Genomic DNA, 24911 nt, shown 5'->3' with positions numbered 1-24911 from the left:
CGCGAGGACATCGGTCCGGGGACTCCGGTCCTAGGACACGATGTCCTTGCGGGCGAATCCGCGGAAGGCCAGCGCGAACAGCACCAGGGCGTACGCGACGGAGACCGCCGAGCCCTTGAGCATGCCGCCCCACTCCAGGTGCGGCTGGAGCGCGTCGGCCCAGGCGAACTGCCAGTGCGCTGGCAGGAAGTCCCGCCAGTGGCCGAGCGCGGTCACCGCGTCCAGGACGTTGCCGACGATGGTCAGGCCCACCGCGCCGCCGACCGCGCCCAGCGGCGCGTCCGTGCGGGTGGAGAGCCAGAACGCCAGCGCGGCGGTGACCAGTTGGGACACGAAGACGAAGGCGACGGCGACCGCGATACGCGGTAGGGCCTCGCCCGCGCCGAGTGAGCCGCCGGTGGGGATCCGCAGCGGCCCCCAGCCGTACGCGACGGTGCCCGCCGCCAGCGCCACCAGGGGCAGCAGCACGATCGCGGCCGCGCTGAACCCGAGGGCCACCGCCAGCTTCGACCACAGCAGCCGGGCCCGGGGAACCGGCGCCGCGAGCAGATAGCGCAGCGAGGACCAGCTCGCCTCCGAGGCGACGGTGTCGCCGCAGAACAGCGCGACGGGCACCACCAGCAGGAAGCCGGCCGAGACGAAGAGGCAGGTCGCGGCGAAGTTGGCACCGGACGCGGTCGCCGTGTCCATCAGGGTGATGCGGCCGTTGCGACTGCTCGGGCTGCCGCCGATGGCGAATGCGACGATCAGGACGAACGGCAGCGCGCCGAGCACCGCGCCCATCACCAGGGTGCGCCGGCGCTTCAACTGCCGTACGGCCTCGACGCGCAGCGGCAGGGTATGCCGGGCGCGGTAGCCGGGGGCCGTCTCGCCCGCCGGGGACTCCATCAGGGTGCTCACGCGGAACCTCCGATCAGGGTGAGGAAGGCATCCTCCAGGCGGCGGTGCGGGCCGACACCGGTCAACTGCACGTCCAGGCGCAGGAGTTCGGCGATCAGCTCGGTGGTGGTGGCCCCTTCGAGGCGGACCAGGAGCCCGTCGTCGGTGCGCACCGCGGAGCCGACGCCGGCCAGCGCCGCCACCTTGTCCACGACGGCCTCGGCGACGGGTTCGGCGGTCGTGACGAGCACGGTGTCGCTCCCGCCCGTGATCTCGGCGACCGGTCCCGCCTGCACGAGCCGGCCGCGGTCCATCACCACCAGATGCGTACAGGACTGCTCGACCTCGGACAGGAGGTGGCTGGAGACGATCACGGTGCGGCCGCCCTCGGCGTAACGGATCATCACGTCCCGCATCTCGCGGATCTGCGGCGGGTCGAGCCCGTTGGTCGGCTCGTCGAGGATCAAGAGGTCCGGCATGGCGAGCATGGCCTGTGCGATGGCGAGCCGCTGGCGCATGCCCTGTGAGTAGGTGCGCACCGCGCGCTGGAGGGCGTCGCCGAGGCCGGCGATCTCCAGGGCCTCCTCGATGCGGGAGTCCTCTTCGGGGCGGCCGGTCGCCCGCCAGTAGAGCTCCAGGTTCTCGCGGCCGGAGAGATGCGGCAGGAATCCCGCGCCCTCGACGAACGCGCCGACCCGCGAGAGGACCGGCGAGCCCGGCCGGATGGCGTGGCCGAACACGCGGATCTCGCCGCCGTCGGGCCGGATGAGACCCATCAGCATCCGCAGGGTGGTGGTCTTGCCCGCGCCGTTGGGCCCGAGGAGGCCGAGCACCTGGCCCCGTTCGACGCGGAAGGACAGCTCGCGCACGGCGTACCTGTCGCTGGACTTGGCGTACTTCTTGCTCAAGTCGGTGATCTGGAGCGGCACTTGGGCAAGGTCCGGGTCGGGGGCCGGGGTGTGGGTGCGCCGGGTGATCAGGAGCGCGCCGCCGATCAGGGCCCCGGCGAGCGGCAGCCCCCACACCCACCAGGACAGGCCCGCCGACGCGGTGCGCGCGGCCGGCACGGTGGGCACGCTCAGACCGCCCGCGCCCAGGGCCACGGTGTACGTGGCGGGCGCGGCCGGGGAGGCGTAGCCGAGGTCGGTGGCGGCCACGACGAGGCGCAGCCGGTGTCCTGCCTCGACGTTGTGGTCGACGGCGGGCAGGGTCAGCTCGACGGTTCTGCCGTTCTTCGCGCCGTCGACCCGCAGCGGGGAGACGAGTTGGGAGGGCAGCACCTGCTGCTTGCCGTCGGGGCCGACGTCGTACACCTTGCCGAAGAGCACGGCCTCGTCGGCGCTGGAGGTGACCTTGAGGGTGACGGTGGGCGCGCCGGTGAGGTGGACGCCGGTGGTCAGGGGCGCCGTTTCGAACCTGGCGTACTGGCCGGGGAAGTCGAGCGAGAGGCCGACGCCGAGCGAGGAGAGGCCCCCGAGGCCCGCGCCGAGGCCGGGCACCGCGGAGATGGCGGGCGGGGCGCCGCCGGGCGGATTGTCGAAGCTCTGCTCGCGCCCGGTGAGCGCGAGGGTGTGCCGCCCACTTCCCAGACCGGGGTAGCTGTCACTGCTCGCGCCCCTCAACTGGGCCGATCCATCGGTGGAGTTGAGGCCCCCGGTGCGGGTGATGCGGAAGGCGGGGCCGGTGTCGGCGCCCTTGTCGTCCTTCAGATAGCGGTCGAACCACCGGGTGACGCGGGCCTGGGTGCGGCCGCTCTCGCGGTCGCCGCCGTCGTGGCCGCCCGCGATCCAGTCGACTGAGACGGGCGCGCCGTTGGCGGCGATCCGCTTCGCCATCGCGTCGGCCTGGCCGAGCGGGAACAGCGAGTCCGTCTGGCCCTGGACGATCAGCGCGGGCACCTTGATCCGGTCGCCCACGGCGGACGGGCTCTTGGACTCCAGGAGCTTCTCGGCCTCGGCGTCCGGCCTGCCGGCGGTGGCGACCCGGTTGTACAGGGCGCAGATGTCGGGCTCGAACTTCTGGCAGCCGCCGGCCGTGGAGACGAAGACCCCGGCCCACAGCTTCTTGTAGACGCCGTTGGGGAAGAAGACGTCCGACAGGTTCCAGTACGTCATCTCGGGGGCGATCGCGTCGACCCTCTTGTCGTATCCGGCGGCGAGCAGCGAGATCGCCCCGCCGTAGGAGACCCCGGTCACGCCGACGCGCGGGTCGCCCGGCGCGTCGAGCCGCACCTCGGGGCGGCGGGCCAGCCAGTCGATGAGCCGAGTGACGTCCTTGACCTCCGACTCCGGGTCGTTGAGGCCGATGTGGCCGGTGGACTTGCCGAAGCCGCGCGCGGACCAGGTCATGACCGCGTACCCGTCCCGAGCGAGCTGTTCGGCCTGGCCCCTCACCTCGTTCTTGCTGCCGCCGAAGCCGTGCCCGATCAGCACGGCGGGCCGCTTGTCCCGGGAGGTGCCCGCCGTGAAGAACGAGGTGTCGATCCTCGCTCCCGGCAGGTCGAGCACCACGTCCTCACGGTGCACGGCGGGGGCGCCCGAGGCGCCCGTGGCACTCCAGACGCCGGCGCCGGCCAGGGCGACGAGGGCGGTCGCCCCCGCGGCCACCCGCCATCGGCGTCCGCGCATGCTGATCTCCATCCCCCCACGGTATGCGTCCGCACCGACAACCGAAGCTGCCGGTGGGTGGAAGTGCGGGGTGTACCCGGGGAGTACGGGCGGCCGGCGCCGTACCGCGGCGGGAGTAGTCGGCTCTCCGGCCGCCCGCTCCGAGGGTTGTCGGTGCCGTTGGATACAGTCCGTTCTTCGCGTTGTATTCCGTGAGGGGTGGGGACCATGGGCATGCGTGCCTCAGGGGTGTGGCTGGCCGGAGCCGTGACGGTGGTGGTCGGTGTGACGGGGTGTTCGGCCGGCTCGGCGGTGGACACCGGCAAGAAGGCGGCGGGCAAGGCCGCGGGCGCGGCCGACCGCGCGAACAGCGCCGTGCTGGCCGCGCTGACCTCGGCGGGCGACCGTTCGCAGAAGGCCGGTTCGGCCGAGGTGACGATGACGACCCAGCTCCAGGGCCAGGCGGCGCCGACCACCATGTCGGGCACGTACTCGTGGGGCAGCGGCCTCGCGTTCGACGTCGAGGTGGACGCCAAGAGCCTGCAAATGCAGCAGCTCGTCTCGGACGGGACCGTGACGATGCGCTATGTGAAGGGCGCCTACTACTACGGCGTCGACGCGCAGCCGAGCGGCCCGCTCAAGGACAAGCACTGGATGAAGATCGAGGCCTCGGCGGTCCTCGGCGAGCAGGGTGAGGCCGCGGTCGCCAGCAGCGGCAACCCGACGGCCGGTCTGCGGTCCCTGCGCTACTCCAAGAACGTCTCCGAGGTCGGCAAGGAGACCGTCCTGGGCCGGGCGACCACGCACTACAAGGCGGTGCTGTCCAAGGACGACCTGGGCCAGGCAGGCAAGGTCCTGTCCGGCGAGGGCGACGGCAACCTGATGGGCCAGTTCACCGGCGGCGTCAGCGAGCTCGCCTTCGAGGTGTGGGTGGACGGCGACGGCATGCCGGTGCGCATGAACGAGCAGTTCGGCCAGGCGAAGGTGGCCATGGACTTCAAGAAGTTCGGGGCGACCAAGTCCGTCGAGGTGCCGCCCGCCTCGGACACGGCGGACATGACCGAGGCGATCAAGAAGCAGAGCGCCCAGGCGGGCTGACGGGCCCCGGCCGGGGCCCGCCGGACCGGTGTGGCGGGCGGGTCAGAACGCGGTCGTGGCCAGCCAGTGGTCGAACACGGCCGCCTCTCCGAGGATTTCGACGGTCGGGGTGTCGGTGGGCAGCCGCCGGTGGAAGACGCGCAGCACGTCGGTGAGGGGGCCGCGCACCGCGACCGTCGCCTTGGCGTGGGCGCGCCGCCAGGTGAAGCCCTGCTCGCCGATCTCGATGAGCCACTCGGCACCGGGGACGTCGGTCGCGTGCAGGTGCAGGGACTGGCCCGGCTCGCCGAGCGGCGCCTCGGACTGCTTGAACGACTGGACGAAGGTGATGAGGTCGAGCCATTCGTCGAGGGAGTCGGCCGCCACGTCGGCGGGCAGCGTGTAGGGGGCGCCCACCGTGCCGGCCGCGTCGGCGCGGTGCACGGCGGTCTCGTGGGTCATCCGGCGCGACCAGAACGAGGCGGTCGTCTCGCCCGCCCAGGACCACACCGACAGGTCGGGCCCGGCCTCGCGCAGGGCCGCGGCGCAGCTCTCGGCGCCCTCGGCGAGCCAGGCGTCCAGGGCGGCCGGATCGTCGCCCTCGGGGCCCTTGCCGCCGGGCACCTCCTTCGGCGGGACCGGTTCGGTGGCCTTGGTGCTCACGATGCGGCCGGCCCAGCGGTGGGCCCGGCCCACGTGCGTGGCCAGCTCGCGCAGCGTCCAGTCCGGGCAGGTGGGCACCGTCACCGAGAGGTCGGCGCCGGACAGGGTGGCCCTCAACTCGGCGGTCTGGCGGACCAGTTCGTCGCAGTATCTGTCGTGGTCGATCGTCATGCCGTCACCCTAGGCGCTGTCCGGCCGGCCCGGCCGGTCGCCGTGGGTGCGCCGGACGGGCCCCGAACCCAGGCCCGGGGCCGGCCCCGAACCCAGGCCCGGACCCGAACCCAGGCCCGGGGCCTGACCCCGGACTCAGGCCTGGGCGTCCTCGGGGATGCTGACGAGCCAGCGGGTCGCGCGGCGCGGCCGCAGGTAGAGCGCCCAGTACAGCGTGGCCGCGGCGGTGATGCCGCCGGTCCAGAGCAGGTACTGGGTCTCCTGCTGGGTGAGGATGTAGGCGAGTACGACGATGAGCAGGACCGGCACCGCAGGCCACAGCGGCATCCGCCAGGCCGGGACGTCCTTGTGGGCGCCGCGTCGGCAGAGCAGGGCGGCGACGGCGACCAGGAGGTACATCGCGGTGACGGAGACGCCGGTGACGCCGTAGAGGGTGTCGAGCTTGACGAAGCACAGGCCCGCGCCGGGGACGCCGACGAGGAGGGTGGCCACCCACGGGGAGCCGAACCGGCCGAGCCGGGACAGGCCCCGGTTGACCGGCTCGGGCCAGGCCTTGTCGCGGGCGGAGGCGAACAGGACGCGGGAGTTCTGGATGACCATGACGATGCCCGCGTTGATGATCGCGAGGGCGACGCAGAGGCTGACGAAGGTGCCCACCGCGGAGTTCGACCAGGCGGTGACCATCTCGCTGAGGTTGCCGCTGGTGAGGGCGGCGAGGTCGGGCGCGCCCACGGTGATGGCGACAACGGGCAGCAGGATCACGGCCGTTGAGATGGCGAGCGTGGCGAGCACGGTGCGGGCGACGTTGCGCCGGGGGTGCTCCAGCTCCTCCGAGAGGTAGACGGCGGTGGAGAAGCCCTGGGTGATGAAGAGGGCGATGGCGAGCCCCGAGATCACCATCATCGCGGTGACCGTGGAGGGCGCCCCGCTGTCGCCCGCGACCGAGCCGTGTACGAGGGCGGAGGCGCCGCGCTCGCTGTGGGCGAAGCCGAGTACGGCGACCACACCGGCCGCGATGACTTCGAGCACCAGGAAGATTCCGGTGATCCAGGCGTTGGCGCGCAGGTCGAGCAGGCCGGCCAGGGTGGCGAGCAGCATGACGCCGGCGCCCGCGAGGGGTGCGGGTATGTGCACGATCGGGGCGAGGTAGTCGGCGGTGCCCATCGCGATGACGGGCGGCACGATCATCACCACGAGCAGCGACAGCACGAACACCAGCCACCCCGCGAGGCGTCCCGCCATCGTCGACACCATTGCGTACTCGCCGCCCGCGCTGGGAATGAGGGTGCCCAGCTCGGAGTAGCAGAACGCCACGCCGATACAGAGCAGCGAGCCGATCGCGATGGTGAGCGCGGTGTAGGTGCCGAGCGTCGCGAAGAGGTCGGGCACGACGACGAAGAGGGTGGAGGCGGGCGTCACGCAGGACAGCGTGAGGAGGGTGCCGCCCACCACGCCGATGGACCGCTTGAGCTTTTGCGGGGTGGGGCCGGTCGCGGGGGCGAGCGCCTGGGGGGCGCTGAGCGTTTCCGTCATCGTGCGGTTCCGATCGACTGGTGCGGTTCCGATGCTCGGGAGCGGTATCGCCTCCATAGGCGGGTGGTGATGTGGTTCGGCGGCTCCCGGGTTGCCGATATGCAATCCTTCGAAGAACCGCAGGTCAATAGCTGGTTACCTGCGGAATCCGAAGATCCGGTACGTCCGCACGTCGGTTTTCGGCGTTAAGGACGTGTCAAGGCACCATGTTCACGGGGTGCGGGAACCGCAGCGCCCACGCCGAAGTTCGTCCGTAACTTTCCGCGGTACGGACGCCGCGGGCCACTCTCAGCCGCCCAGCGCGACCACCAGCGCGCGCACCGGGCCGGCCGGGTCGTGGCTCAGGGCCCCAGCAAGGCGGCCAGCATGCGCGACAACGGCCCGTTGTCACCCAGGTAGCTCTTGATGCTCGCGTACTCGTTCTCCGCGGGGTCCATGCCGGCCCAGTCCAGCTCGTACCCCGCGTCCGAAGCCAGTTGCGCACAGAAGGCGCGCTGGGTGCGGCCGTTGCCCTCGCGGAACGGGTGCAGCGCGTTCAGGTCGCCGTACAGCTCGGCAAGGGCGTCAGCGAACTCAGCGCGGCCCAGGCCCCGCAGGTGACCGGCGGACGCCAATCGCCCGAAGACCTCCTCGCCGAAGGAGACCAGGGTGGCGGAAGGACAGAACGGGGTGCGCTTGGAGATCTCCACCACCCGGAGTTCACCTGCCCACGGGTAGACAGCACCGAAGATCGCGACGTGGAAGGCCCGCAGATGCCCCAGGTCGTACGCCCCGGCCAGGGGACGCTCACCGAGCCGGACCAGTTCGGCGTGGGTGATGTCCGCCTCCGCCTGAGCCAACAGGTCCGGGTCGGTGAGGCCGAGCCGGTTGCGCAGCACCCCGCTCGGGTGGAGATAGGGGTCGATCACCCAGCCCGCCTCGCGGTCGCCGGCGCGGTCGAGTGACGCGCGACCGCCCGGGCCACGAGCTCATCGGCCGACAGCTGTCCGCTCACGTATGCCTCTGTGTCGCGCCCCGCTGCCTCGGTGACCGTCAGCCCCTCGGCCGCCAGCGAACCCGTGGCGGAGTCGGCGGCGGCCTGCCGGGCCGTTCGGCCACTCAGCCTCTCGAATGCCGCCACCGAGAGAAGCACTCCCTGGGGCCTGCGGTGCGCACCGATGAGGACCGGCTCGGCCGCCGCACCCTCGTGTTCCAAGTCGGCGAGCATCCGGGACAGCCCCACGCGTGCGTCGCTGACCGTGACGACGTCAGGAATCTTTTCCATGGGCCCATGCTACGTCGGCTGCCCCCATTCCTGTACTGAAATCTGTACAGGAATGGGTGCAGTCGTCGAGGGCCCCGCACTCAGTGGTTGCGCGGGAACCCCAGGTCGACGCCCGACGGGTCGTCCGCCGGGTCCGGCCAGCGGGTGGTGACGACCTTGCCGCGGGTGTAGAAGTGCGTGCCGTCGTTGCCGTAGACGTGGTGGTCGCCGAAGAGCGAGTCCTTCCAGCCGCCGAAGGAGTGGTAGCCCACCGGCACCGGGATCGGCACGTTGACGCCGACCATGCCGGCCTCGACCTCCAGCTGGAAGCGGCGGGCCGCGCCGCCGTCGCGGGTGAAGATCGCGGTGCCGTTGCCGAAGGGGGAGGCGTTGATCAGCGCCAGGCCCTCCTCGTACGTCTCGGCGCGCAGCACGCACAGGACGGGGCCGAAGATCTCGTCGCGGTAGGCGTCGGACGTGGTCGGCACGTGGTCCAGGAGGGACAGGCCGATCCAGTGGCCGTTCTCGAAGCCGTCGACCGTGTAGCCGGTGCCGTCCAGGACGACCTCGCAGCCCTGCGCCGCCGCGCCCTTCACATACGACGCCACCTTGTCGCGGTGGGCCGCGGTGATCAGCGGGCCCATCTCGGAGGAGGGATCGTTGCCGGGGCCGATCTTGATCTTCTCCGCGCGTTCGCGGATCTTCTCCACGAGCTCGTCGCCGATGGCGCCCACCGCGACGACCGCGGAGATCGCCATGCAGCGCTCGCCCGCGGAGCCGTACGCGGCCGAGACGGCGGCGTCGGCCGCCGCGTCCAGGTCGGCGTCGGGCAGCACCAGCATGTGGTTCTTGGCGCCGCCGAGCGCCTGGACCCGCTTGCCGTGGGCGGAGGCGGTGGCGTGGATGTGGCGGGCGATGGGGGTCGAGCCGACGAAGGAGACCGCCGCGATGTCGGGGTGGGCGAGGAGCGCGTCGACGGCGACCCGGTCGCCGTGCAGGACGGTGAAGACGCCGTCGGGCAGCCCCGCCTCGGCGAGGAGTTCGGCGATCTTCATCGACGCCGAGGGATCCTTCTCCGAGGGCTTCAGGATGAAGGTGTTGCCGCACGCGATGGCGATCGGGAACATCCACATCGGCACCATCGCCGGGAAGTTGAACGGGGTGATGCCCGCGACGACACCCAGCGGCTGGCGGATGGAGGCCACGTCCACCCGGCTGGAGACCTGCGTGGACAGCTCGCCCTTGAGCTGGGTGGTGATGCCGCAGGCCAGGTCGACGATCTCCAGACCGCGGGCGACCTCGCCGAGCGCGTCCGAGTGCACCTTGCCGTGTTCGGCGGTGATCAGCTCGGCGATGGCGTCCCGGTTGGCGTCGAGCAGGGCGCGGAACTTGAACAGCACGGTGGTGCGCTGGGCGAGCGAGGACGTGCCCCAGGTCACGTAGGCCGCTCGCGCGATGGCCACCGCCCGGTCCACCTCCTCGGCCGAGGCGAAGGCGACCTGGGTGGTGACGGCGCCGGTCGCCGGGTCGGTCACCGGACCGAAGTTGCCCGACGTGCCTTCGACGGTCTTGCCACCGATCCAGTGGTGGACGGTCTTCGTCATGTCCAAGTGCTCCTTCACAGATGGCGGCGTCGGGCGGTGACGTGCCGTTCGTACTCCTCGCGGGCCGCGACCGCCGACCGACGGGTCGCGGTCTCGGCCACGGGCACATCCCACCACGCCTGGGCGGGGGGCGGGCCCGACACTGTGTCGGGCGTTTCGGTCTCCACGTAGACACATGTGGGAACGTCGGCGAAGCGCGCACTGGTCAGGGCTTCCCGCAGGTCACGCACGGTGCGGGCGCGCAGGACCCGCATCCCGAGCGAGGCCGCGTTGGCCGCGAGATCCACCGGCAGCGCCGCGCCGCCGTACGTACCGTCCGGGGTCCGGAACCGGTACGCCGTGCCGAACCGCTCACCCCCCACCGCCTCCGAGAGCCCCCCGATCGAGGCGTACCCGTGGTTGTGGAGGATCACCACCTTGATGGGGATGTTCTCCTGCACGGCGGTGACGATTTCGGTCGGGTTCATCAGATACGTCCCGTCGCCGACCAGCGCCCACACCGGGCGGCCGGGCGCCGCGAGCGCGACCCCGATCGCCGCGGGGATCTCGTAGCCCATGCAGGAGTAGCCGTATTCGACGTGGTACTGGTCGCGCGAGCGGGGCCGCCACAGCTGGTGCAGGTCGCCGGGGAGCGAGCCCGCCGCGTTGATCAGGATGTCGTCCCCGGTGACCAAGGTGTCGAGTACGCCGAGGACTTGGGCCTGGGTGGGGCGCGCCGCGTCGGACGGCGGGGTGTACGCGGCGGTGACGCGCCGCTCCCACTCCCCTTTCAGCCGGGCGCACTCGGCTTCGTACTCATCCGGTACGCGATGCCCCTTCAGTGCCTCGTGCAGCATGACCAGTCCGGCGCGGGCGTCGCCGACGAGTTGCCGACCGCCCATCTTGTGCGCGTCGGCGGGCCGGATGTTGAGGTTGACGAAGCGGACGTCCGGGTGCTGGAAGAGGGTGGCGGAGGCGGTGGTGAAGTCGGTCCAGCGGGTGCCGATCCCCAGCACCACGTCGGCGGTGCGGGCCAGTTCGTCGGCGGCGGCCGTACCGGTGTGGCCGATGCCACCGACGGACTGGGGGTGGTCGTGGGCCAGCGCGCCCTTGCCGGCCTGGGTGGCGGCGACCGGGATGCCGGTGTCCGCGGCGAAGGCGTCGAGGACGTCCTGCGCGCGGGCGTGCCGCACCCCGCCGCCCACGACGATCAGCGGCCGCCGCGCCTGCCTCAACTCGTCCGCCGCGATGATGAGTTCGGAGGTGTCGGGCGCCGGGGCCCGTACCGGCCACACCCGTTCCCGGAAGAACTCCTCGGGCCAGTCGTACGCCTCGGCCTGGACGTCCTGCGGCAGTGCGAGCGTGACCGCGCCGGTGTTCGCGGGGTCGGTGAGGACGCTCATCGCGTTCAGGGCGGCCTGGATCAGCGCCTCGGGCCGCGAGACGCGGTCGAAGTAGCGCGAGACGGGGCGCAGGCAGTCATTGACCGACACATCGCCCGCGTACGGGACTTCGAGCTGTTGCAGCACGGGGTCGGCGGGGCGCGCGGCGAAGGTGTCGCCGGGCAGCAGCAGGACCGGCAGATGGTTGACGGTGGCCAGGGCGGCGCCGGTGACCAGGTTGGTGGCGCCCGGGCCGATGGAGGTGGTCACCGCGTGCGTGGAGAGCCGGCCCGACTGGCGGGCGTAGCCGACGGCGGCGTGCACCATGGCCTGCTCGTTGCGGCCCTGGAAGAAGGGCATCGCTTCGCGCCCGGCTTCGAGCAGCGCCTGCCCGATCCCGGCGACGTTCCCGTGCCCGAAGATGCCCCAAGTCGCCGCGATCAGGCGGTGGTTGACGCCCTCGTACGAGGTGTACTGGCGGGCCAGGAACGCGATCAGCGCCTGGGCGGTGGTGAGGCGGCGCGTGGTGGCGCTCACTGGTATCCCTCCCTGTGGTCGGGGTGGAAGGAGATCTTCCACTCCCGTTCCGGTCCCGGTCCCGCCATCACGTTCAGGTAGTACATGGCGGTCCCTGGCCGGGCGATCGACGGTCCGTGCCAGCCGTTGGGCACGAGCACCGCGTCACCGGCGCGGACCTCGGCGAGCAGCTCCGCGCCGCCGTCGCGGGACGGCGAGATCCGCTGGTAGCCGTAGCCGTCCGGATGCTCGAACGCGAAGTAGTAGATCTCCTCCAACTCGCTCTCGCGGCCCGGCAGATGCTCGTCGTGCTTGTGCGGCGGATAGGAGGACCAGTTGCCGCCGGGCGTGATGACCTCGACCGCGATCAGCCGGTCGCAGTCGAAGGCGTCCGCGGCGGCGAAGTTGCGCACGGTGCGCGCGCAGTTGCCCGAGCCCCTCGTCTCGACGGGCACCTCCGGCGCGGAGCCGCGGCGAGCGGGGAGTCGTCGCTCGCACCGCGCTCCTGTCAGGGCGAAACGGCCTCCCGCGCCGGAGGAGATCAGGGCGTCCGCGTCACGCGGTACGTAAGCGAAGTCCGTGGGGCCCTCGAACACATCGGTACGGCCGCGCAGTTGGAATTCCTCTCCCCGCGTGCGCACCGTGCAGCCACCGCTGAGCGGCACCACGAGCCACTCGCTGTCCCCGGCGGCCAGCTCGTGCGTGCCCCCGGGCGGCAGGTCGAGCACGCGCAGGGACGAGTGGCCGAGGGCGCCCCGCTCCGGGCCGATGGCCAGGGCGTACGCGTCGCGGGCGCTCTCCCCCGCCCGTACGAGCAGTTCTCGTTGATCCATGTCCGATCCCTACCCCTTACAGCAGACCGACGGCGGTATCGACGGCCGCCGCGACATCGCCGTCGGCCGGATAGAGCAGCGACCGCCCGGCGACGAGCCCCTGCACGGTGGGCAGCCGCAGCGCCCCGCGCCACTTCTCGAAGGCGGTGTCCTGGTCGTCCCCCAGGTCGCCGCCGAGCAGCACCGCGGGCAGCGTACTGGCGGCCATGACCTCGGCCATGTCGTCGGGGTTCTCGGTGACGGGCACCTTCAGCCAGGTGTACGCGGAGGTGCCGGCCAGGCCCGAGGCGATGGCGATGGAGCGGGTGACTGCTCCGGCGGACAGGTCGGTGCGGATCCCGCCCTCGTGGCGGTGGCAGATGAACGGCTCGACGAACACCGGCAGGCGCCGCTCGGCCATCGCGTCGATGGCGCGGGCCGCGGTGTGCAGCGTGTCCAGCGAGCCCGGGTCGCGGTAGTCGATGCGCAGCAGCAGTTTTCCCGCGTCGAAGCCGAGCCGCTCCAGGTCCTGGGCGCGGTGGCCGGTGAAGCGGTCGTCCATCTCGAAGGCGGCCCCGGCGAGGCCGCCGCGGTTCATGGAGCCGATGACGACCTTGTCGTCCAGGGCGCCGAGCAGCAGCAGGTCTTCCAGGACGTCGGCGCCGGCCAGCACCCCGTCCACGCCCGGCCGCGACAGGGCGAGACACAACCGGTCGAGCAGATCGCCCCGGTCGGCCATGGCGAGCCCGTCGGCGCCGACGCCGAGCGCGCCGCGCGCCGGATGGTCCGCCGCGATCACCATCAGCCGCCCGCCGTCACCGCGCAGCAGCGGTCGGCGCACCCGGCGCGCGGCGGCCTCGGCGACCGCCTCGGGGTGGCGGGCCCGGATCCGCGCGAGGCCCGCGGGGCCCAGCCCGGCGCTCACGCCCGCCCGCCTTCCAGGACGCGCTCGACCTCGGCGGGGTACGGCATGGCGGAGGAGCAGGCGAGCCGGGACGCGACGATGGCCCCGGCGGCGTTGGCGTACCGCATGACGCGCTCCACCTCCCATCCCGCGAGCAGCCCATGACAGAGCGCCCCGCCGAACGCGTCGCCCGCGCCAAGGCCGTTGACCACGTCGACCGGCACCGGCGCCACCTCGACGGCCGTCCCGTCCCGGTGCACGGCCAGCACGCCCTTGGGTCCCTGTTTGACGACGGCGAGCTCGACTCCCGCGGCGAGCAGCGCCTCGGCGGCGGCCCGGGGCTCCCGCTCTCCGGTGGCGACCTCGCACTCGTCGACGTTCCCGACGGCGACGGTGGCGTGCGCGAGCGCGGCACGGTAGTGGAGCCGGGCGTCGTGCGGGTCCGCCCAGAACATGGGCCGCCAGTCGAGGTCGAAGACGGTGGCGCGGCGGGCCCCGCCCGGCTCCCTCCCCCGCGCCCGCAGCGCGGCCAGCGTCGCCGCCCGGCTGGGCTCCGCGCACAGCCCCGTCCCCGTCATCCAGAAAATCCTCGCCGCGCGGATCGCCCCCAGGTCCAACTCCCGTTCCCACAGCTCCAGATCGGGCGCCTTGGGTAGCCGGTAGAAGTAGAGCGGGAAGTCGTCCGGCGGAAACACCTCGCAGAACGTGATCGGTGTGGGCAGCCCGTCGACCGGCGTCACCCAGCGCGCGTCCACCCCCAACTCGCCCAGTTCCGCCCGGAGATACTCCCCGAAGGGATCACGCCCGGTGCGCGTGATGACGGCGACGCGCCGCCCGAGCCGCGCCGCGGCGACCGCCACGTTGGAGGGCGAGCCGCCGAGGAACTTCCCGAACGAGCTGACCTTGGCCAGCGACACCCCGGTCTGCAACGGGTAGAGGTCGACCCCGATCCGCCCCATGGTGATCAGGTCGTAGGGGGCGTCACCCGAGGCCCTGTCGCCCTCGGGCCCGGCACCCTCGGGCTCGGGTCCGGCACCCTCGGGCTCGGGTCCGGCACCCTCGGGCTCGGGTCCGGCACCCTCGGGCTCGGGTCCGGCACCCTCGGGCTCGGGTCCGGCACCCTCCGGCTCGGGGCCGGCACCCTCCGGCTCGGGGCCACGGCCCCCACTGCCGCGCTCGCTGCCGTACGGAGCCTCGTCCATGCACGCCCCCTCGGGTCGCCCGGGTCGCCCGGGTCGCCGCGTCGCCGGTTCCCCCAGGTCTAGCCCCCCGCTCCCACCCCTGTCAATCTTTGTCCTTACATTCGGACGTGACCTTGACACCTCTCGCGGGCCCCCGGAAGGCTGGTCCCATGACGACGGCGAAGACCCGCATCCGGATCGGTTCGGCTCCCGACTCCTGGGGCGTCTGGTTCCCCGACGACCCTCGCCAAGTCCCCTGGCGGCGCTTCCTCGACGAGGTCGCGGGCGCGGGCTACCGGTGGATCGAACTCGGACCGTACGGCTATCTCCCCACCGATCCGGCGCGCCTCACCGAGGAGACGGCCGTACGGGAGCTGCGGGTCTCGGCCGGGACCGTCTTCACCGGCCTGCACCACGGCCCGGCGGTGTGGGAGAAGACCTGGGCGCACGTCTCGGACGTGGCGGCGCTGGCCCAGGCAGTCGGCGCCCGGCACCTGGTGGTCATCCCGTCCTTCTGGCGCGACGACAAGACCGGCGCGATCCTGGAGGACAGCACCCTGACCGCCGCGCAGTGGCGCGACCTCGCCCGCCAGACCGAGCGCCTGGCCCGCGAGGTGCGGGACCACTACGGCCTGCGCGTGGTGGTGCACCCGCACGCGGACACCCATATCGACAGCGAGGAGAACGTGGCCCGCTTCCTGCACGCCACCGACTCCGACCTGGTCTCGCTCTGCCTGGACACCGGCCACTACGCCTACTGCGGCGGCGACAGCGTGAAGCTGATCGAGACGTACGGGGAGCGGATCGGCTACCTCCACCTCAAGCAGGTGGATCCGGAGGTGCTGGCTCAGGTGCGGTCCGCCGGAACGCCGTTCGGGCCGGCGGTCGCCCAGGGCGTGATGTGCGAGCCGCCGCACGGGGTGCCCGCGCTCGAACCGGTCCTGGCCGCGGCCCAGTCCCTGGACGTCGAGCTCTTCGCCATCGTCGAGCAGGACATGTATCCCTGCGATCCGGACAAGCCGCTGCCCATCGCCGAGCGCACCCGCGCCTTCCTGCGTTCCTGTGGGGCCTGAGATGAGCCTGGGCATCGCCGTCATCGGCACCGGCCGGATGGGCGCCGACCATGTGCGCCGCATCGACTCCGTCATCGGCGGCGCGCGCGTCGCCGCCGTCGCCGACCTGGACGCGGACCGGGCGCGCGAGGCGGCCGCGGGCATCGAGGGCTGCTCCGTGCACACGGACCCGGCGGCCGCGATGGACGCGCCCGGCGTGGCCGCGGTCCTCATCGCCTCCTCGGGCCCGGCCCACGAGGCCGCCCTCCTGGAGGCCTTCGCGCGCGGCCTGCCCGTCCTGTGCGAGAAACCGCTCACCCCCGACCCGGCCGGCACCCTGCGCGTCATGGAGGCCGAACTGCGGCTCGGCCGCCGCCTGGTCACGGTGGGCTTCATGCGCCGCTACGACAGCGAGTACCAGGAGCTCCAACGCACCTTGGAACAGGGCGAGTTGGGGCGGGCGCTGATGCTGCACTGCCGCCACCGCAACGCCCAGTCGCCGCCCTTCTTCACCACCGAGATGCTGATCCGCGACTCGGTGGTGCACGAGGCGGACGCCACCCGCTGGCTGCTCGGGCAGGAGGTCACCGCCGTCCAGGTGCTGCGCCCGCGCCCCTCGTCGGGCGCGCCGCAGGGGCTCGGCGACCCCCAGCTCGTCCTGTTCGAGACGTCCGGTGGTGTCGTGGTCGACGTCGAGATCTTCGTGAACTGCGGCTTCGGGTACGAGGTGCACTGCGAGGCGGTCTGCGAGCGCGGCACCGCCTCGATCGGCGCGGGCTCCGGGCTCGTCACACGCGGCGCGGGGCGTGCGGCCCGCGCCATCCCCGAGGACTTCACGGTCCGGTTCGCCGAGGCGTACGACCGTGAGGTACGGGCGTGGGTGGACGGGATCCGGCGGGGCCGCGTCGAGGGGGCGAGCGCCTGGGACGGATATGCGGCGGCGCTGGTCTGCGAGGCCGGGGTGCGGGCCCAGGAGTGCGGCGAGCGGGTCGGCGTGGAGCTGCCGGAGCGCCCGGCGCTGTACGCGTAACGCCGGGCGTTCACCCATTTGCCCCAACCGCCCACTACGCCACATCCGTTACAAGGATCCGCCTCCCGTCACACATGTCTCGGTTACGCGGGTCTTGCGTCACAGGCGGTCTACAGGAGCCCCCCTGGCCTCACTCTCCGTCGTTCAACGGGCACAGGCTGAGTGATCGCCAAGCGAACGCGGCGCAGCTCCCCCGACGGCTTTCCGGCCGCCGCTGCGGCGCACGCAGGGAGGTGCCTTGCATGACCGACCGACGGCTCTGGTCCTACAAAGAGATCGCCGCGCACATCCGGGTGCAGCCGGACACCGTGCGCTCGTACCGCAAACACGGACTTCTTCCGGCGCCGGACCTGGTGGAGAACGGCAAACCGTACTGGTTCGCGGACACCATCCGCACCTGGGTCGCCCGGCGGCCCGGCAACCGTGGCCGCCGCGCCGATTGAACGGGCACACCGGGACGGGCGCTCCGTCGTTAACACCGCGCGCACCCGCGTCATCCGGCAACCAGCACGCGCCCACGCGCCACTCCGGGCGCCGACGACGCTCGCGCAATACCCCCCAGGGGTATAGTCTGCTGTGCGTGAGGGCGGCGCGGCCGCACCGTGGCCCCCCTGATGCACCATGGATCCGTACGCCCGTGAAGAGGAGAACGCCATGACCGCCGAGACCGAGACCCCCGTCGCCGCGACCGGTTCCTGCTGCTCGCCCGCCGGTGCCTGCCACGGCGGTGAGGCGGCCGACGTCCAGGTGGGCGCCGTCACCACCGTCTACCGGGTCTCCGGGATGAGCTGCGGCCACTGCGAAGGCGCCGTGTCCGGCGAGATCTCCGAGATCGAGGGTGTCGCTTCGGTGAAGGCCGTCGCCGCCACCGGCGAGGTCACCGTGGTCTCGGCGGCCCCGCTCGACGAGGAGGCCGTCCGTGCCGCCGTCGACGAGGCGGGCTACGAACTGGTCGGCCTCGCCTGAGCCGCCACCCCCACCCCTCCCGTCCGGCCGCCCCCACCAGGGCGGCCTTTTCGGGCATTCGACCCCATCACGACCGGGCCGCCACCGCCCGTGCCGACCCGCCGAATTCGATGATCGCGGGCGGAACTATGGCGCTCGGCTCCGTGTTCGTGGTACCCAACTGCCTATGGTTGCGTTCCTTCACCTGACCTCCACAAAGAGATCTAGATCACAGAGGTTTTGAGGTAACCATCGGGAGGGGTCGGGAGTCTAAGTGGGCGATGCCACGGATGTCTTGGGGGACGTCCATGGAATGTCTTGGGGGACGTTCCAGGCAACGCGTTGGCCGGGGCACGTACGTCGGGAGCTTTGAGCGGCCCACCCGACAGGTACGTACCCCGGCAGACCGCCTAGACCCCCGGCTCGGATCCCGTGGGGGGAATCCGCACCGGGAAACAGGGAAGCGCCCCGACTGCCGACCCGTGGGGGGATCGGCAGCGGGGCGCTTTCCGACTTTCTGGAGCCGAACTCCCGGCGTGTTACCGGGGGTTCGGGCACGGCCGAACGGTCAGCGACCCTCGACCGGCACGAAGTCCCGCAGGACCTCGCCCGTGCTGTGTCAGCCCGGGGATAACCCCCGGACCCCCAGCAGTCCGGCTCAGCGGCCCTCGACCGGAACGAAGTCCCGCAGTACCTCGCCCGTGTAGATCTGACGCGGGCGGCCGATGCGGGAGCCGGGCTCCTTGATCATCTCGTGCCACTGGGCGATCCAGCCCGGGAGGCGGCCGAGGGCGAACAGGACCGTGAACATCTCGGTCGGGAAGCCCATGGCGCGGTAGATCAGACCCGTGTAGAAGTCCACGTTCGGGTACAGGTTGCGCGAGACGAAGTAGTCGTCGCTCAGCGCGTGCTCTTCGAGCTTCAGCGCGATGTCGAGCAGCTCGTCGGACTTGCCGAGGGCCGAGAGGACATCGTGCGCGGCGGCCTTGATGATCTTGGCGCGCGGGTCGAAGGACTTGTACACCCGGTGGCCGAAGCCCATCAGGCGGACGCCGTCCTCCTTGTTCTTCACCTTGCGGATGAAGGAGTCCACGTCGCCGCCGTTGGCCTGGATGCCTTCCAGCATCTCCAGGACGGACTGGTTGGCGCCGCCGTGCAGGGGACCCCACAGGGCCGAGATGCCGGCCGAGATCGACGCGAACATGTTGGCCTGCGAGGAGCCGACCAGACGCACGGTGGAGGTCGAACAGTTCTGCTCGTGGTCCGCGTGCAGGATGAGCAGCTTGTCCAGCGCCGAGACGACGACCGGGTCCAGCTCGTACTCCTGAGCCGGCACCGAGAACGTCATGCGCAGGAAGTTCTCGACGTAGCCGAGGTCGTTGCGCGGGTAGACGAAGGGGTGGCCGATCGACTTCTTGTACGCGTACGCCGCGATCGTCGGCAGCTTGGCGAGCAGCCGGATCGTGGAGAGGTGGCGCTGCTTCTCGTCGAACGGGTTGTGGCTGTCCTGGTAGAACGTGGACAGCGCGGAGACCACCGAGGACAGCATCGCCATCGGGTGGGCGTCCCGCGGGAAGCCGTCGAAGAACCGCTTCACGTCCTCGTGCAGCAGCGTGTGGCCGGTGATCTCGCTCTTGAAGCTGGAGAGCTGGTCGACGGTCGGCAGCTCGCCGTTGATCAGCAGGTAGGCGACCTCGACGAAGGTCGAGCGCTCCGCGAGCTGCTCGATCGGGTACCCGCGGTAGCGCAGGATCCCCTGCTCGCCGTCGAGGTAGGTAATGGCGGATTTATAGGCGGCTGTGTTGCCGTATCCGCTGTCGAGGGTGACCAGCCCGGTCTGGGTTCGGAGCTTCCCGATGTCGAAGCCCTTGTCGCCGACGGTGCTGTCGATCACCGGGTAGGTGTACTCGCCATCGCCGAACCGCAGTACTACAGCGTTGTTCGCGTTCTCGCTCACGTCATCCCTCACCGACGTAGTGCCTCTTCTTCGAGGTGCCCTGACTGTCTCTACCATCCCCCATTTGGCTCAGCAGAGTGCACTCGGGGTCGCCCATTGGGCTTATTCACGGCACTCAGTGCCGTCAACCTGCTCATCCTGCCCCCTTCGCACCAGTTAGGAAAGTCCGGGGGAGTTCGGGGTGATGATTCACACCAAATGCCCCCCTGCCAGCCGGTGAGCGAGTGCGGTACAGCGTCTGCCGGCGGAAACGGTACGCACTGCCTGTCCGATCGCCTTGCGGGACCCGACCAGGACGACGAGCTTCTTGGCGCGGGTCACCGCCGTGTAGAGCAGATTGCGCTGGAGCATCATCCAGGCACCGGTGGTGACCGGGATGACGACCGCCGGGTACTCGCTGCCCTGGGAGCGGTGGATCGTCACGGCGTAGGCGTGGGCCAGCTCGTCCAGCTCGTCGAAGTCGTACGACACCTCCTCGTCCTCGTCGGTACGGACCGTCAGGCTCTGCTCGTCGAGGTCGAGCGCGGTGACCACGCCGACGGTGCCGTTGAAGACGCCGTTGGCGCCCTTCTCGTAGTTGTTGCGGATCTGGGTGACCTTGTCGCCGACGCGGAACACCCTGCCGCCGAACCTCTTCTCCGGCAGGTCGGGCCGGGCGGGGGTGATCGCCTGCTGGAGCAGGCCGTTGAGGTGTCCGGCGCCGGCCGGGCCCCGGTGCATGGGCGCGAGCACCTGGATGTCGCGGCGCGGGTCGAGGCCGAACTTCGCGGGGATGCGCCGGGCGGCCACGTCCACGGTGGTGCGGCCCGCGTCCTCCGTCTCCTCCTCGACGAAGAGGAAGAAGTCGTCCAGGCCCGAAGTGAGGGGGTGGGAGCCGGAGTTGATGCGGTGGGCGTTGGTGACGACGCCGGACTCCTGTGCCTGCCGGAAGATCCGCGTCAGCCGCACCCGGGGCACGGGGCCGCCCTCGGCGAGCAGATCGCGCAGCACCTCCCCGGCACCGACCGACGGCAACTGGTCCACGTCGCCGACCATCAGAAGATGCGCGCCGGGGGCCACCGCCTTGACGAGTTTGTTGGCGAGCAGCAGGTCGAGCATGGAGGCCTCGTCGACGACGACCAGATCCGCGTCGAGCGGACGGTCCTTGTCGTACGCCGCGTCGCCGCCCGGTTTCAGTTCGAGCAGGCGGTGCACGGTGGAGGCCTCGGCGCCGGTCAGCTCGGCCAGCCGCTTGGCGGCCCGGCCGGTCGGCGCGGCCAGCACCACCTTGGCGTTCTTGGCGCGGGCCAGCTCCACCACCGAGCGCACCGTGAAGGACTTGCCGCAGCCCGGCCCGCCCGTGAGCACGGCGACCTTGCTGGTCAGGGCCAGCTTGACCGCCTCCTGCTGCTCGGGCGCGAGCTCGGCCCCGGTGCGCCCGGCGAGCCAGCGGAGCGCCCTGTCCCAGTCGACGTCGGCGAAGGACGGCATCCGGTCCTCAGCCGTCCGCAGCAGCCGCCCGATCTGGGCGGCCAGGGACAGCTCGGCGCGGTGGAACGGCACCAGGTAGACGGCGGCGACGGGCTCGCCCCCGTCCGGCCCCGGGACCCTTTCCCGCACCGCGCCCTCCTCGGCGATGAGCTCGGCCAGGCACTCGATGACCAGCCCGGTGTCGACCTGGAGGAGCTTGACCGAATCCGCGATCAGCCGCTCCTCGGGCAGGAAGCAGTGCCCCTGGTCGGTGGATTGGGACAGCGCGTACTGGAGGCCCGCCTTGACGCGCTCCGGGCTGTCGTGCGGGATGCCGACGGCCTGGGCGATGCGGTCGGCGGTGAGGAAGCCGATGCCCCAGACGTCGGCGGCCAGCCGGTAGGGCTGGTTCTTCACGACGGAGATCGAGGCGTCCTCGTACTTCTTGTAGATGCGGACCGCGATGGAGGTGGAGACGCCGACTCCTTGCAGAAAGACCATGACCTCCTTGATGGCCTTCTGCTCCTCCCAGGCGGCCGCGATCTTCTTGGTCCGCTTGGGGCCCAGGCCCGGCACCTCGATCAGGCGCTTCGGGTCCTGCTCGATGATGTCGAGGGTGTCGGCGCCGAAGTGGCGGGTGATCCGGTCGGCGAAGACCGGGCCGATGCCCTTGATCAGGCCGGAGCCGAGGTAGCGGCGGATGCCCTGGATGGTGGCGGGCAGGACCGTCGTGTAGTTCTCGACGGTGAACTGCTTGCCGTACTGGGGATGGGAGCCCCAGCGGCCCTCCATGCGCAGCGACTCACCGGGCTGCGCGCCGAGCAGCGAGCCGACCACGGTGAGCAGATCGTTGCCGCCCCGGCCGGTGTCGACCCGGGCGACGGTGTATCCGCTCTCCTCGTTGGCGTACGTGATCCGCTCCAGGACCCCTTCCACCACCGCCATACCCGTGACACTGGACATGCCCCGACGCTACCGCCCCGCACTGACAACGCGGGCAACGAGGCTGCACGGCAAGGGAGTCCAGGACTTCACGGGAGGTTCGACCGGGAGCTTCAGCAGGACGTTCGAGGAGGATGTCGGAGCAGGACGTTCGAGGAGGACGTCGGAGCAGGAGGTTCAAGGGGGCCCGGCCCGTCGACCGGGCCCCTTGATTTCCCTCCCCGTCGGCGCTTCCCGAAATCCCCCCGGATCCCTCCCCTGAAGCACCGACGCACCTTAAGACTTCCGTCACCGCCCGAGGGTTGCACGACTGCGGGGGGTAATTCTTCCGGAAGCTCGACATGCCGACGGAGCGGGCCGAACGTAGCGTTTCCGGCATGAGCGACAATCCCTCTCCCGCCGCCGACCGTCAGCCCTCCGATCCCTCCCTCCACCAGGACGTCCTGGACGAGCTGGGGGACGACGGGCTCCAGCGGGTCGCCGGGCTGCTCGGCACGGACGCGGCCGGCGCGCGGGACATGGTCGGTACGACGATGTCCACGCTGTCGGGCGGGCTGCCGCCCGAGGACCACGAAGAGGTGAGCCGGGCGGTGTCGGAGGCGGCCGCCGAGGCCCCGCCGCAGGAGGCCCCCTTGCAGGGTGTGGCCACGCTGGGCGGCGGGCTCGGCGGAATGCTGAGCGGCGGTCTCGCGGCGGGCGTGCTGGCGAAGGTGGCCCGACCGGTGGCGAACGTGGTGGCCAAGAAGACGGGCCTGCCGCCGGCCACGGTGGCCAAGGCGCTGGAGGTGGTGCTTCCGGCCGCCCTCGCGGTCCTGACCAAGCGGGCGGCGTCGAAGTCGTCCGGGCAGGGCGGGGCCGCCGGTGGGGGCGGGGGTGGCGGCCTGGGTGGGCTGCTGTCCAAGATCTTCGGCGGTGGGGGCGGAAGGAAGTAGAGCGGCGCGGCCGTCCGGCGCCGGCCGCCCAGGGCCAGCACCCCGCCTTGGTCCCTCAACTGCCGTACTAAATAGGGGTGTTGAAGTCGGAACCGGCCGCGCGGGCCGGGCGGGGTGCCCGGCCCGCGCGCACTCGGGGGGTCAGGTTCCGCTTCCGCGCAGGAATGCGTCTCCGTGTGCGGTGATGTGCGCCTGTACGGCGGTGAGGGCCTGCTGCGTGGCCTCCGGGGAGCCGCTGCCGTGCCGCTCCGCGTAGTACGCCGCGCCGAGTCGCTTGAGCAGATCGTTGCCGGCCCGCTGCTGCTGGACCTCGTCCACCTTCTGCTTGCCCTGGTTCAGCGCGCTCTGCGCCTGCTCCTTGGCCCGGTCCAGAAATCCTGACATGACCGCCTCCGATCGTGATCGTTCCCCGTCCTGGGATCACTTCCCCCAAGCGGGTCGCACATGCTCCTGCGTACGCCCGATCGGCCCCGGGCCGCGGTAGGGGCAGAGCCGCGCCGGGGCGGACCGGCGCACGGGGAAGGGCGAAGGGCACCCCGCACCCCGGTTCGCACGCCCGCGCGAATACCCTGAGCCGCATGCCCGCCCCCGCCCGCCCCAGGGCCCTCAGCCGTCACACTGCCACCGCCCGGGCCTGCGCCCTGGTGCTGGGCGTCCTGTCGGCGGCCACGTCGGTCACGGCGTGCTCCGGGTCGTCGTCGCCCGCGCCCGCGTCCGCCGCCGAGCGGTCCGCGCCGGTGAGCCCCGAGGCGGCGCCCGCCGTCACGGCCGTGCCCACGCCGGACCTTCCGGCGGGCACGATCACGCTGGCGTTCGGCGGGGACGTCCACTTCACCGAGCGGACCGCGTCCCGGCTCGCCGCCACCCCCGCCGACCCGGCCCTCGGCCCGATAGCCAGGACCGTCGCGAGCGCCGACTTCGCGATGGTCAACCTGGAGACCGCGATCACCACGCGCGGCGCGGCGGAGCCGAAGCTCTACCACTTCCGCACCCCGCCGTCCGCGCTCACCGCGCTGCGGGACTCGGGCGTCGACGCGGTGTCGATGGCCAACAACCACGCCGTCGACTACGGCCCTGCGGGCCTTGCCGACACCCTGGACGCCGTCCACCACGCCCCCATCCCCGTCCTCGGCATAGGGGCCAACGAGGCCGAGGCGTACAAGCCGTACGTGAAGGAGATCCGGGGCGTGAAGCTCGCGGTCCTCGCGGCGAGCCAGGTCATGGACCTGACGAACGACAAGTTCCGGGCCGGGCCGAAGAAGCCGGGCATCGCCTCCGCGCTCGACGCGGCCAAGCTGGTCGCCGCGGTGAAGCGGGCGAAGGCGCGGGCGGACGTCGTCGTGGTGTATCTGCACTGGGGCACCGAGGGGCAGAGCTGCCCCGGGGCGGAACAGAAGTCCATCGCCGCGAAGTTGGCGGCGGCGGGGGCGACGGTGGTGGTCGGTACGCATGCGCATGTGATGTTGGGGTCGGGGATGTTGGGCTCGTCGTACGTCAACTACGGGCTCGGCAACCTGCTTTGGTACGGGACGTCGCCTTATCCGCACTCCAATGACAGTGGGGTCGCTACGGTGACGGTGTCGGGGGGGCGGGTGGTTGGGCAGGGGTTTGTGCCGGCGGAGGTTGATGGGCGGGGTGTGCCGATGCCCCTTCAGGGGGTGGGGGCCAAGGCGGTCCTGGACCGCCTCGCCGCCCTCCGCCCCTGCGCGTCCCTGACCCCGGCCCCCCACTAACAGCTCCGCCCAGCCCGGGGATTTGCCCCCGCAGCGCCCCACCCCCTGGGGCTCCGCCCCAGCCCCCGAGCCCCTTTGCCCACCCACCCGCCCGTGCAGCGGGTTGGTTGGTTCCGGCCCCTGGGGCTCCGCCCCAGACCCCGTTCGCGCCTTAAGGGCGCTCGTCCTCAATCGCCGGACGGGCTGAAGATGTCCATGCTGGCCCGCACCGAGCATTTAGGGGCGCGGGGAACTGCGCGAGAAGCGGGCACGGTCCGCACACGACCGAGGGTTTGGGGGCGCGGGGAACTGCGCGATCAGCCACGCACGGTGTGAGGATGA

The 24911-nt window shown here is 71.7% G+C and carries 21 protein-coding genes; 7 read left to right on the top strand and 14 right to left on the bottom strand.

Going from position 1 to position 24911, the window contains the following annotated elements:
- Nucleotides 1-30: 30 nt before the first annotated feature.
- Complete coding sequence (locus DWB77_RS24610; RefSeq protein WP_120728200.1) at nt 31-888, bottom strand: ABC transporter permease; 858 nt, start codon at nt 886-888, stop codon at nt 31-33.
- Between the two features lie 8 nt (nt 889-896).
- Entirely contained in the window at nt 897-3518 is a 2622-nt protein-coding gene (locus tag DWB77_RS24605; RefSeq protein ID WP_120723304.1) for an alpha/beta fold hydrolase, read from the bottom strand.
- A gap of 201 nt (nt 3519-3719) precedes the next feature.
- Between DWB77_RS24605 and DWB77_RS24600 the strand changes: the two genes are divergently transcribed.
- Complete coding sequence (locus DWB77_RS24600) at nt 3720-4583, top strand: hypothetical protein (protein WP_162952607.1); 864 nt, start codon at nt 3720-3722, stop codon at nt 4581-4583.
- Nucleotides 4584-4625: 42 nt separating this feature from the next.
- Here DWB77_RS24600 and DWB77_RS24595 read toward each other — a convergent pair whose 3' ends face one another.
- From DWB77_RS24595 to iolC, 9 genes are all read right to left on the bottom strand, one after another.
- Nucleotides 4626-5396: a maleylpyruvate isomerase family mycothiol-dependent enzyme gene (locus tag DWB77_RS24595; protein WP_120723302.1), complete on the bottom strand. Its 771-nt coding sequence runs from the start codon at nt 5394-5396 to the stop codon at nt 4626-4628.
- Nucleotides 5397-5531: 135 nt separating this feature from the next.
- Nucleotides 5532-6929 carry an APC family permease gene (locus tag DWB77_RS24585; RefSeq protein ID WP_120728198.1) on the bottom strand — a complete coding sequence of 466 codons (1398 nt, stop codon included), beginning with the start codon at nt 6927-6929 and terminating at the stop codon, nt 5532-5534.
- 341 nt (nt 6930-7270) lie between these two features.
- Nucleotides 7271-7837 (bottom strand): Fic/DOC family protein, encoded by a 567-nt coding sequence (locus tag DWB77_RS24580; protein WP_120723301.1) that lies wholly within the window; start codon nt 7835-7837, stop codon nt 7271-7273.
- On the bottom strand, nt 7834-8193 hold the full coding sequence (locus tag DWB77_RS24575; protein ID WP_120723300.1) for a type II toxin-antitoxin system Phd/YefM family antitoxin: 360 nt from the start codon (nt 8191-8193) through the stop codon (nt 7834-7836). The genes DWB77_RS24580 and DWB77_RS24575 overlap by 4 nt, the downstream gene beginning before the upstream one ends.
- Before the next feature lie 80 nt (nt 8194-8273).
- On the bottom strand, nt 8274-9776 hold the full coding sequence (locus DWB77_RS24570) for a CoA-acylating methylmalonate-semialdehyde dehydrogenase (RefSeq protein ID WP_120723299.1): 1503 nt from the start codon (nt 9774-9776) through the stop codon (nt 8274-8276).
- Nucleotides 9777-9790: 14 nt separating this feature from the next.
- On the bottom strand, nt 9791-11674 hold the full coding sequence (iolD, locus tag DWB77_RS24565; protein ID WP_428985147.1) for a 3D-(3,5/4)-trihydroxycyclohexane-1,2-dione acylhydrolase (decyclizing): 1884 nt from the start codon (nt 11672-11674) through the stop codon (nt 9791-9793).
- The gene (gene iolB / locus DWB77_RS24560; protein WP_120723298.1) at nt 11671-12486 is read right to left on the bottom strand and encodes a 5-deoxy-glucuronate isomerase; all 816 of its coding nucleotides are present in this window, start codon (nt 12484-12486) and stop codon (nt 11671-11673) included. Before iolB ends, iolD begins: the two co-directional genes overlap by 4 nt.
- Before the next feature lie 16 nt (nt 12487-12502).
- Nucleotides 12503-13390, bottom strand: a complete 888-nt coding sequence (locus DWB77_RS24555) for a Cgl0159 family (beta/alpha)8-fold protein (protein ID WP_120723297.1) — start codon at nt 13388-13390, stop codon at nt 12503-12505.
- Nucleotides 13387-14328: a 5-dehydro-2-deoxygluconokinase gene (gene iolC, locus DWB77_RS24550; protein ID WP_120723296.1), complete on the bottom strand. Its 942-nt coding sequence runs from the start codon at nt 14326-14328 to the stop codon at nt 13387-13389. The genes DWB77_RS24555 and iolC overlap by 4 nt, the downstream gene beginning before the upstream one ends.
- A gap of 392 nt (nt 14329-14720) precedes the next feature.
- Here iolC and DWB77_RS24540 point away from each other — a divergent pair, with 392 nt between their 5' ends.
- The 4 genes from DWB77_RS24540 (at nt 14721) to DWB77_RS24525 (ending at nt 17598) form a co-directional block, all read left to right on the top strand.
- Nucleotides 14721-15623, top strand: a complete 903-nt coding sequence (locus DWB77_RS24540; RefSeq protein WP_120723294.1) for a sugar phosphate isomerase/epimerase family protein — start codon at nt 14721-14723, stop codon at nt 15621-15623.
- Nucleotide 15624: 1 nt separating this feature from the next.
- Nucleotides 15625-16632 (top strand): Gfo/Idh/MocA family protein, encoded by a 1008-nt coding sequence (locus tag DWB77_RS24535; RefSeq protein WP_120723293.1) that lies wholly within the window; start codon nt 15625-15627, stop codon nt 16630-16632.
- 242 nt (nt 16633-16874) lie between these two features.
- Entirely contained in the window at nt 16875-17075 is a 201-nt protein-coding gene (locus tag DWB77_RS24530; protein WP_120723292.1) for a helix-turn-helix transcriptional regulator, read from the top strand.
- Between the two features lie 211 nt (nt 17076-17286).
- The gene (locus DWB77_RS24525; protein ID WP_120728195.1) at nt 17287-17598 is read left to right on the top strand and encodes a heavy-metal-associated domain-containing protein; all 312 of its coding nucleotides are present in this window, start codon (nt 17287-17289) and stop codon (nt 17596-17598) included.
- A 637-nt stretch (nt 17599-18235) separates the two neighbouring features.
- Here the strand turns inward: DWB77_RS24525 and DWB77_RS24520 are convergent.
- Nucleotides 18236-19534, bottom strand: coding sequence for a citrate synthase (locus tag DWB77_RS24520; protein ID WP_120723291.1), 1299 nt, complete (start codon nt 19532-19534; stop codon nt 18236-18238).
- A 189-nt stretch (nt 19535-19723) separates the two neighbouring features.
- Nucleotides 19724-21946, bottom strand: coding sequence for an SF1B family DNA helicase RecD2 (gene recD2, locus DWB77_RS24515; protein WP_120723290.1), 2223 nt, complete (start codon nt 21944-21946; stop codon nt 19724-19726).
- Nucleotides 21947-22302: 356 nt separating this feature from the next.
- On the opposite strand from recD2, the gene DWB77_RS24510 reads away from it, so the two are divergent.
- On the top strand, nt 22303-22857 hold the full coding sequence (locus tag DWB77_RS24510; RefSeq protein ID WP_120723289.1) for a DUF937 domain-containing protein: 555 nt from the start codon (nt 22303-22305) through the stop codon (nt 22855-22857).
- Nucleotides 22858-22998: 141 nt separating this feature from the next.
- Here DWB77_RS24510 and DWB77_RS24505 read toward each other — a convergent pair whose 3' ends face one another.
- Nucleotides 22999-23241 (bottom strand): hypothetical protein, encoded by a 243-nt coding sequence (locus tag DWB77_RS24505; protein WP_120723288.1) that lies wholly within the window; start codon nt 23239-23241, stop codon nt 22999-23001.
- Nucleotides 23242-23435: 194 nt separating this feature from the next.
- On the opposite strand from DWB77_RS24505, the gene DWB77_RS24500 reads away from it, so the two are divergent.
- Nucleotides 23436-24590 carry a CapA family protein gene (locus DWB77_RS24500; RefSeq protein WP_120723287.1) on the top strand — a complete coding sequence of 385 codons (1155 nt, stop codon included), beginning with the start codon at nt 23436-23438 and terminating at the stop codon, nt 24588-24590.
- Nucleotides 24591-24911 lie beyond the last annotated feature (321 nt).

This window comes from Streptomyces hundungensis, from assembly GCF_003627815.1.
Classification (GTDB): Bacteria; Actinomycetota; Actinomycetes; order Streptomycetales; family Streptomycetaceae; genus Streptomyces; species Streptomyces hundungensis_A.
The sequence above is the reverse complement of the archived record's forward strand: the minus strand, read 5'-3'. Positions and strand labels throughout refer to the sequence as shown.

Bases quoted from the DNA above. Each gene is read 5' to 3' on its own strand.
- DWB77_RS24600 (WP_162952607.1), top strand. From the start codon at position 3,720: ATGCGTGCCTCAGGGGTGTGGCTGGCCGGAGCCGTGACGGTGGTGGTC.
- DWB77_RS24505 (WP_120723288.1), bottom strand. From the start codon at position 23,241: ATGTCAGGATTTCTGGACCGGGCCAAGGAGCAGGCGCAGAGCGCGCTG.
- iolC (WP_120723296.1), bottom strand. From the start codon at position 14,328: ATGGGGCGGATCGGGGTCGACCTCTACCCGTTGCAGACCGGGGTGTCG.
- DWB77_RS24540 (WP_120723294.1), top strand. From the start codon at position 14,721: ATGACGACGGCGAAGACCCGCATCCGGATCGGTTCGGCTCCCGACTCC.
- DWB77_RS24610 (WP_120728200.1), bottom strand. From the start codon at position 888: ATGGAGTCCCCGGCGGGCGAGACGGCCCCCGGCTACCGCGCCCGGCAT.
- recD2 (WP_120723290.1), bottom strand. From the start codon at position 21,946: ATGTCCAGTGTCACGGGTATGGCGGTGGTGGAAGGGGTCCTGGAGCGG.
- DWB77_RS24595 (WP_120723302.1), bottom strand. From the start codon at position 5,396: ATGACGATCGACCACGACAGATACTGCGACGAACTGGTCCGCCAGACC.
- DWB77_RS24530 (WP_120723292.1), top strand. From the start codon at position 16,875: ATGACCGACCGACGGCTCTGGTCCTACAAAGAGATCGCCGCGCACATC.
- iolB (WP_120723298.1), bottom strand. From the start codon at position 12,486: ATGGATCAACGAGAACTGCTCGTACGGGCGGGGGAGAGCGCCCGCGAC.
- DWB77_RS24570 (WP_120723299.1), bottom strand. From the start codon at position 9,776: ATGACGAAGACCGTCCACCACTGGATCGGTGGCAAGACCGTCGAAGGC.
- DWB77_RS24510 (WP_120723289.1), top strand. From the start codon at position 22,303: ATGAGCGACAATCCCTCTCCCGCCGCCGACCGTCAGCCCTCCGATCCC.
- DWB77_RS24605 (WP_120723304.1), bottom strand. From the start codon at position 3,518: ATGGAGATCAGCATGCGCGGACGCCGATGGCGGGTGGCCGCGGGGGCG.
- DWB77_RS24535 (WP_120723293.1), top strand. From the start codon at position 15,625: ATGAGCCTGGGCATCGCCGTCATCGGCACCGGCCGGATGGGCGCCGAC.
- DWB77_RS24585 (WP_120728198.1), bottom strand. From the start codon at position 6,929: ATGACGGAAACGCTCAGCGCCCCCCAGGCGCTCGCCCCCGCGACCGGC.
- DWB77_RS24500 (WP_120723287.1), top strand. From the start codon at position 23,436: ATGCCCGCCCCCGCCCGCCCCAGGGCCCTCAGCCGTCACACTGCCACC.
- DWB77_RS24525 (WP_120728195.1), top strand. From the start codon at position 17,287: ATGACCGCCGAGACCGAGACCCCCGTCGCCGCGACCGGTTCCTGCTGC.
- DWB77_RS24575 (WP_120723300.1), bottom strand. From the start codon at position 8,193: ATGGAAAAGATTCCTGACGTCGTCACGGTCAGCGACGCACGCGTGGGG.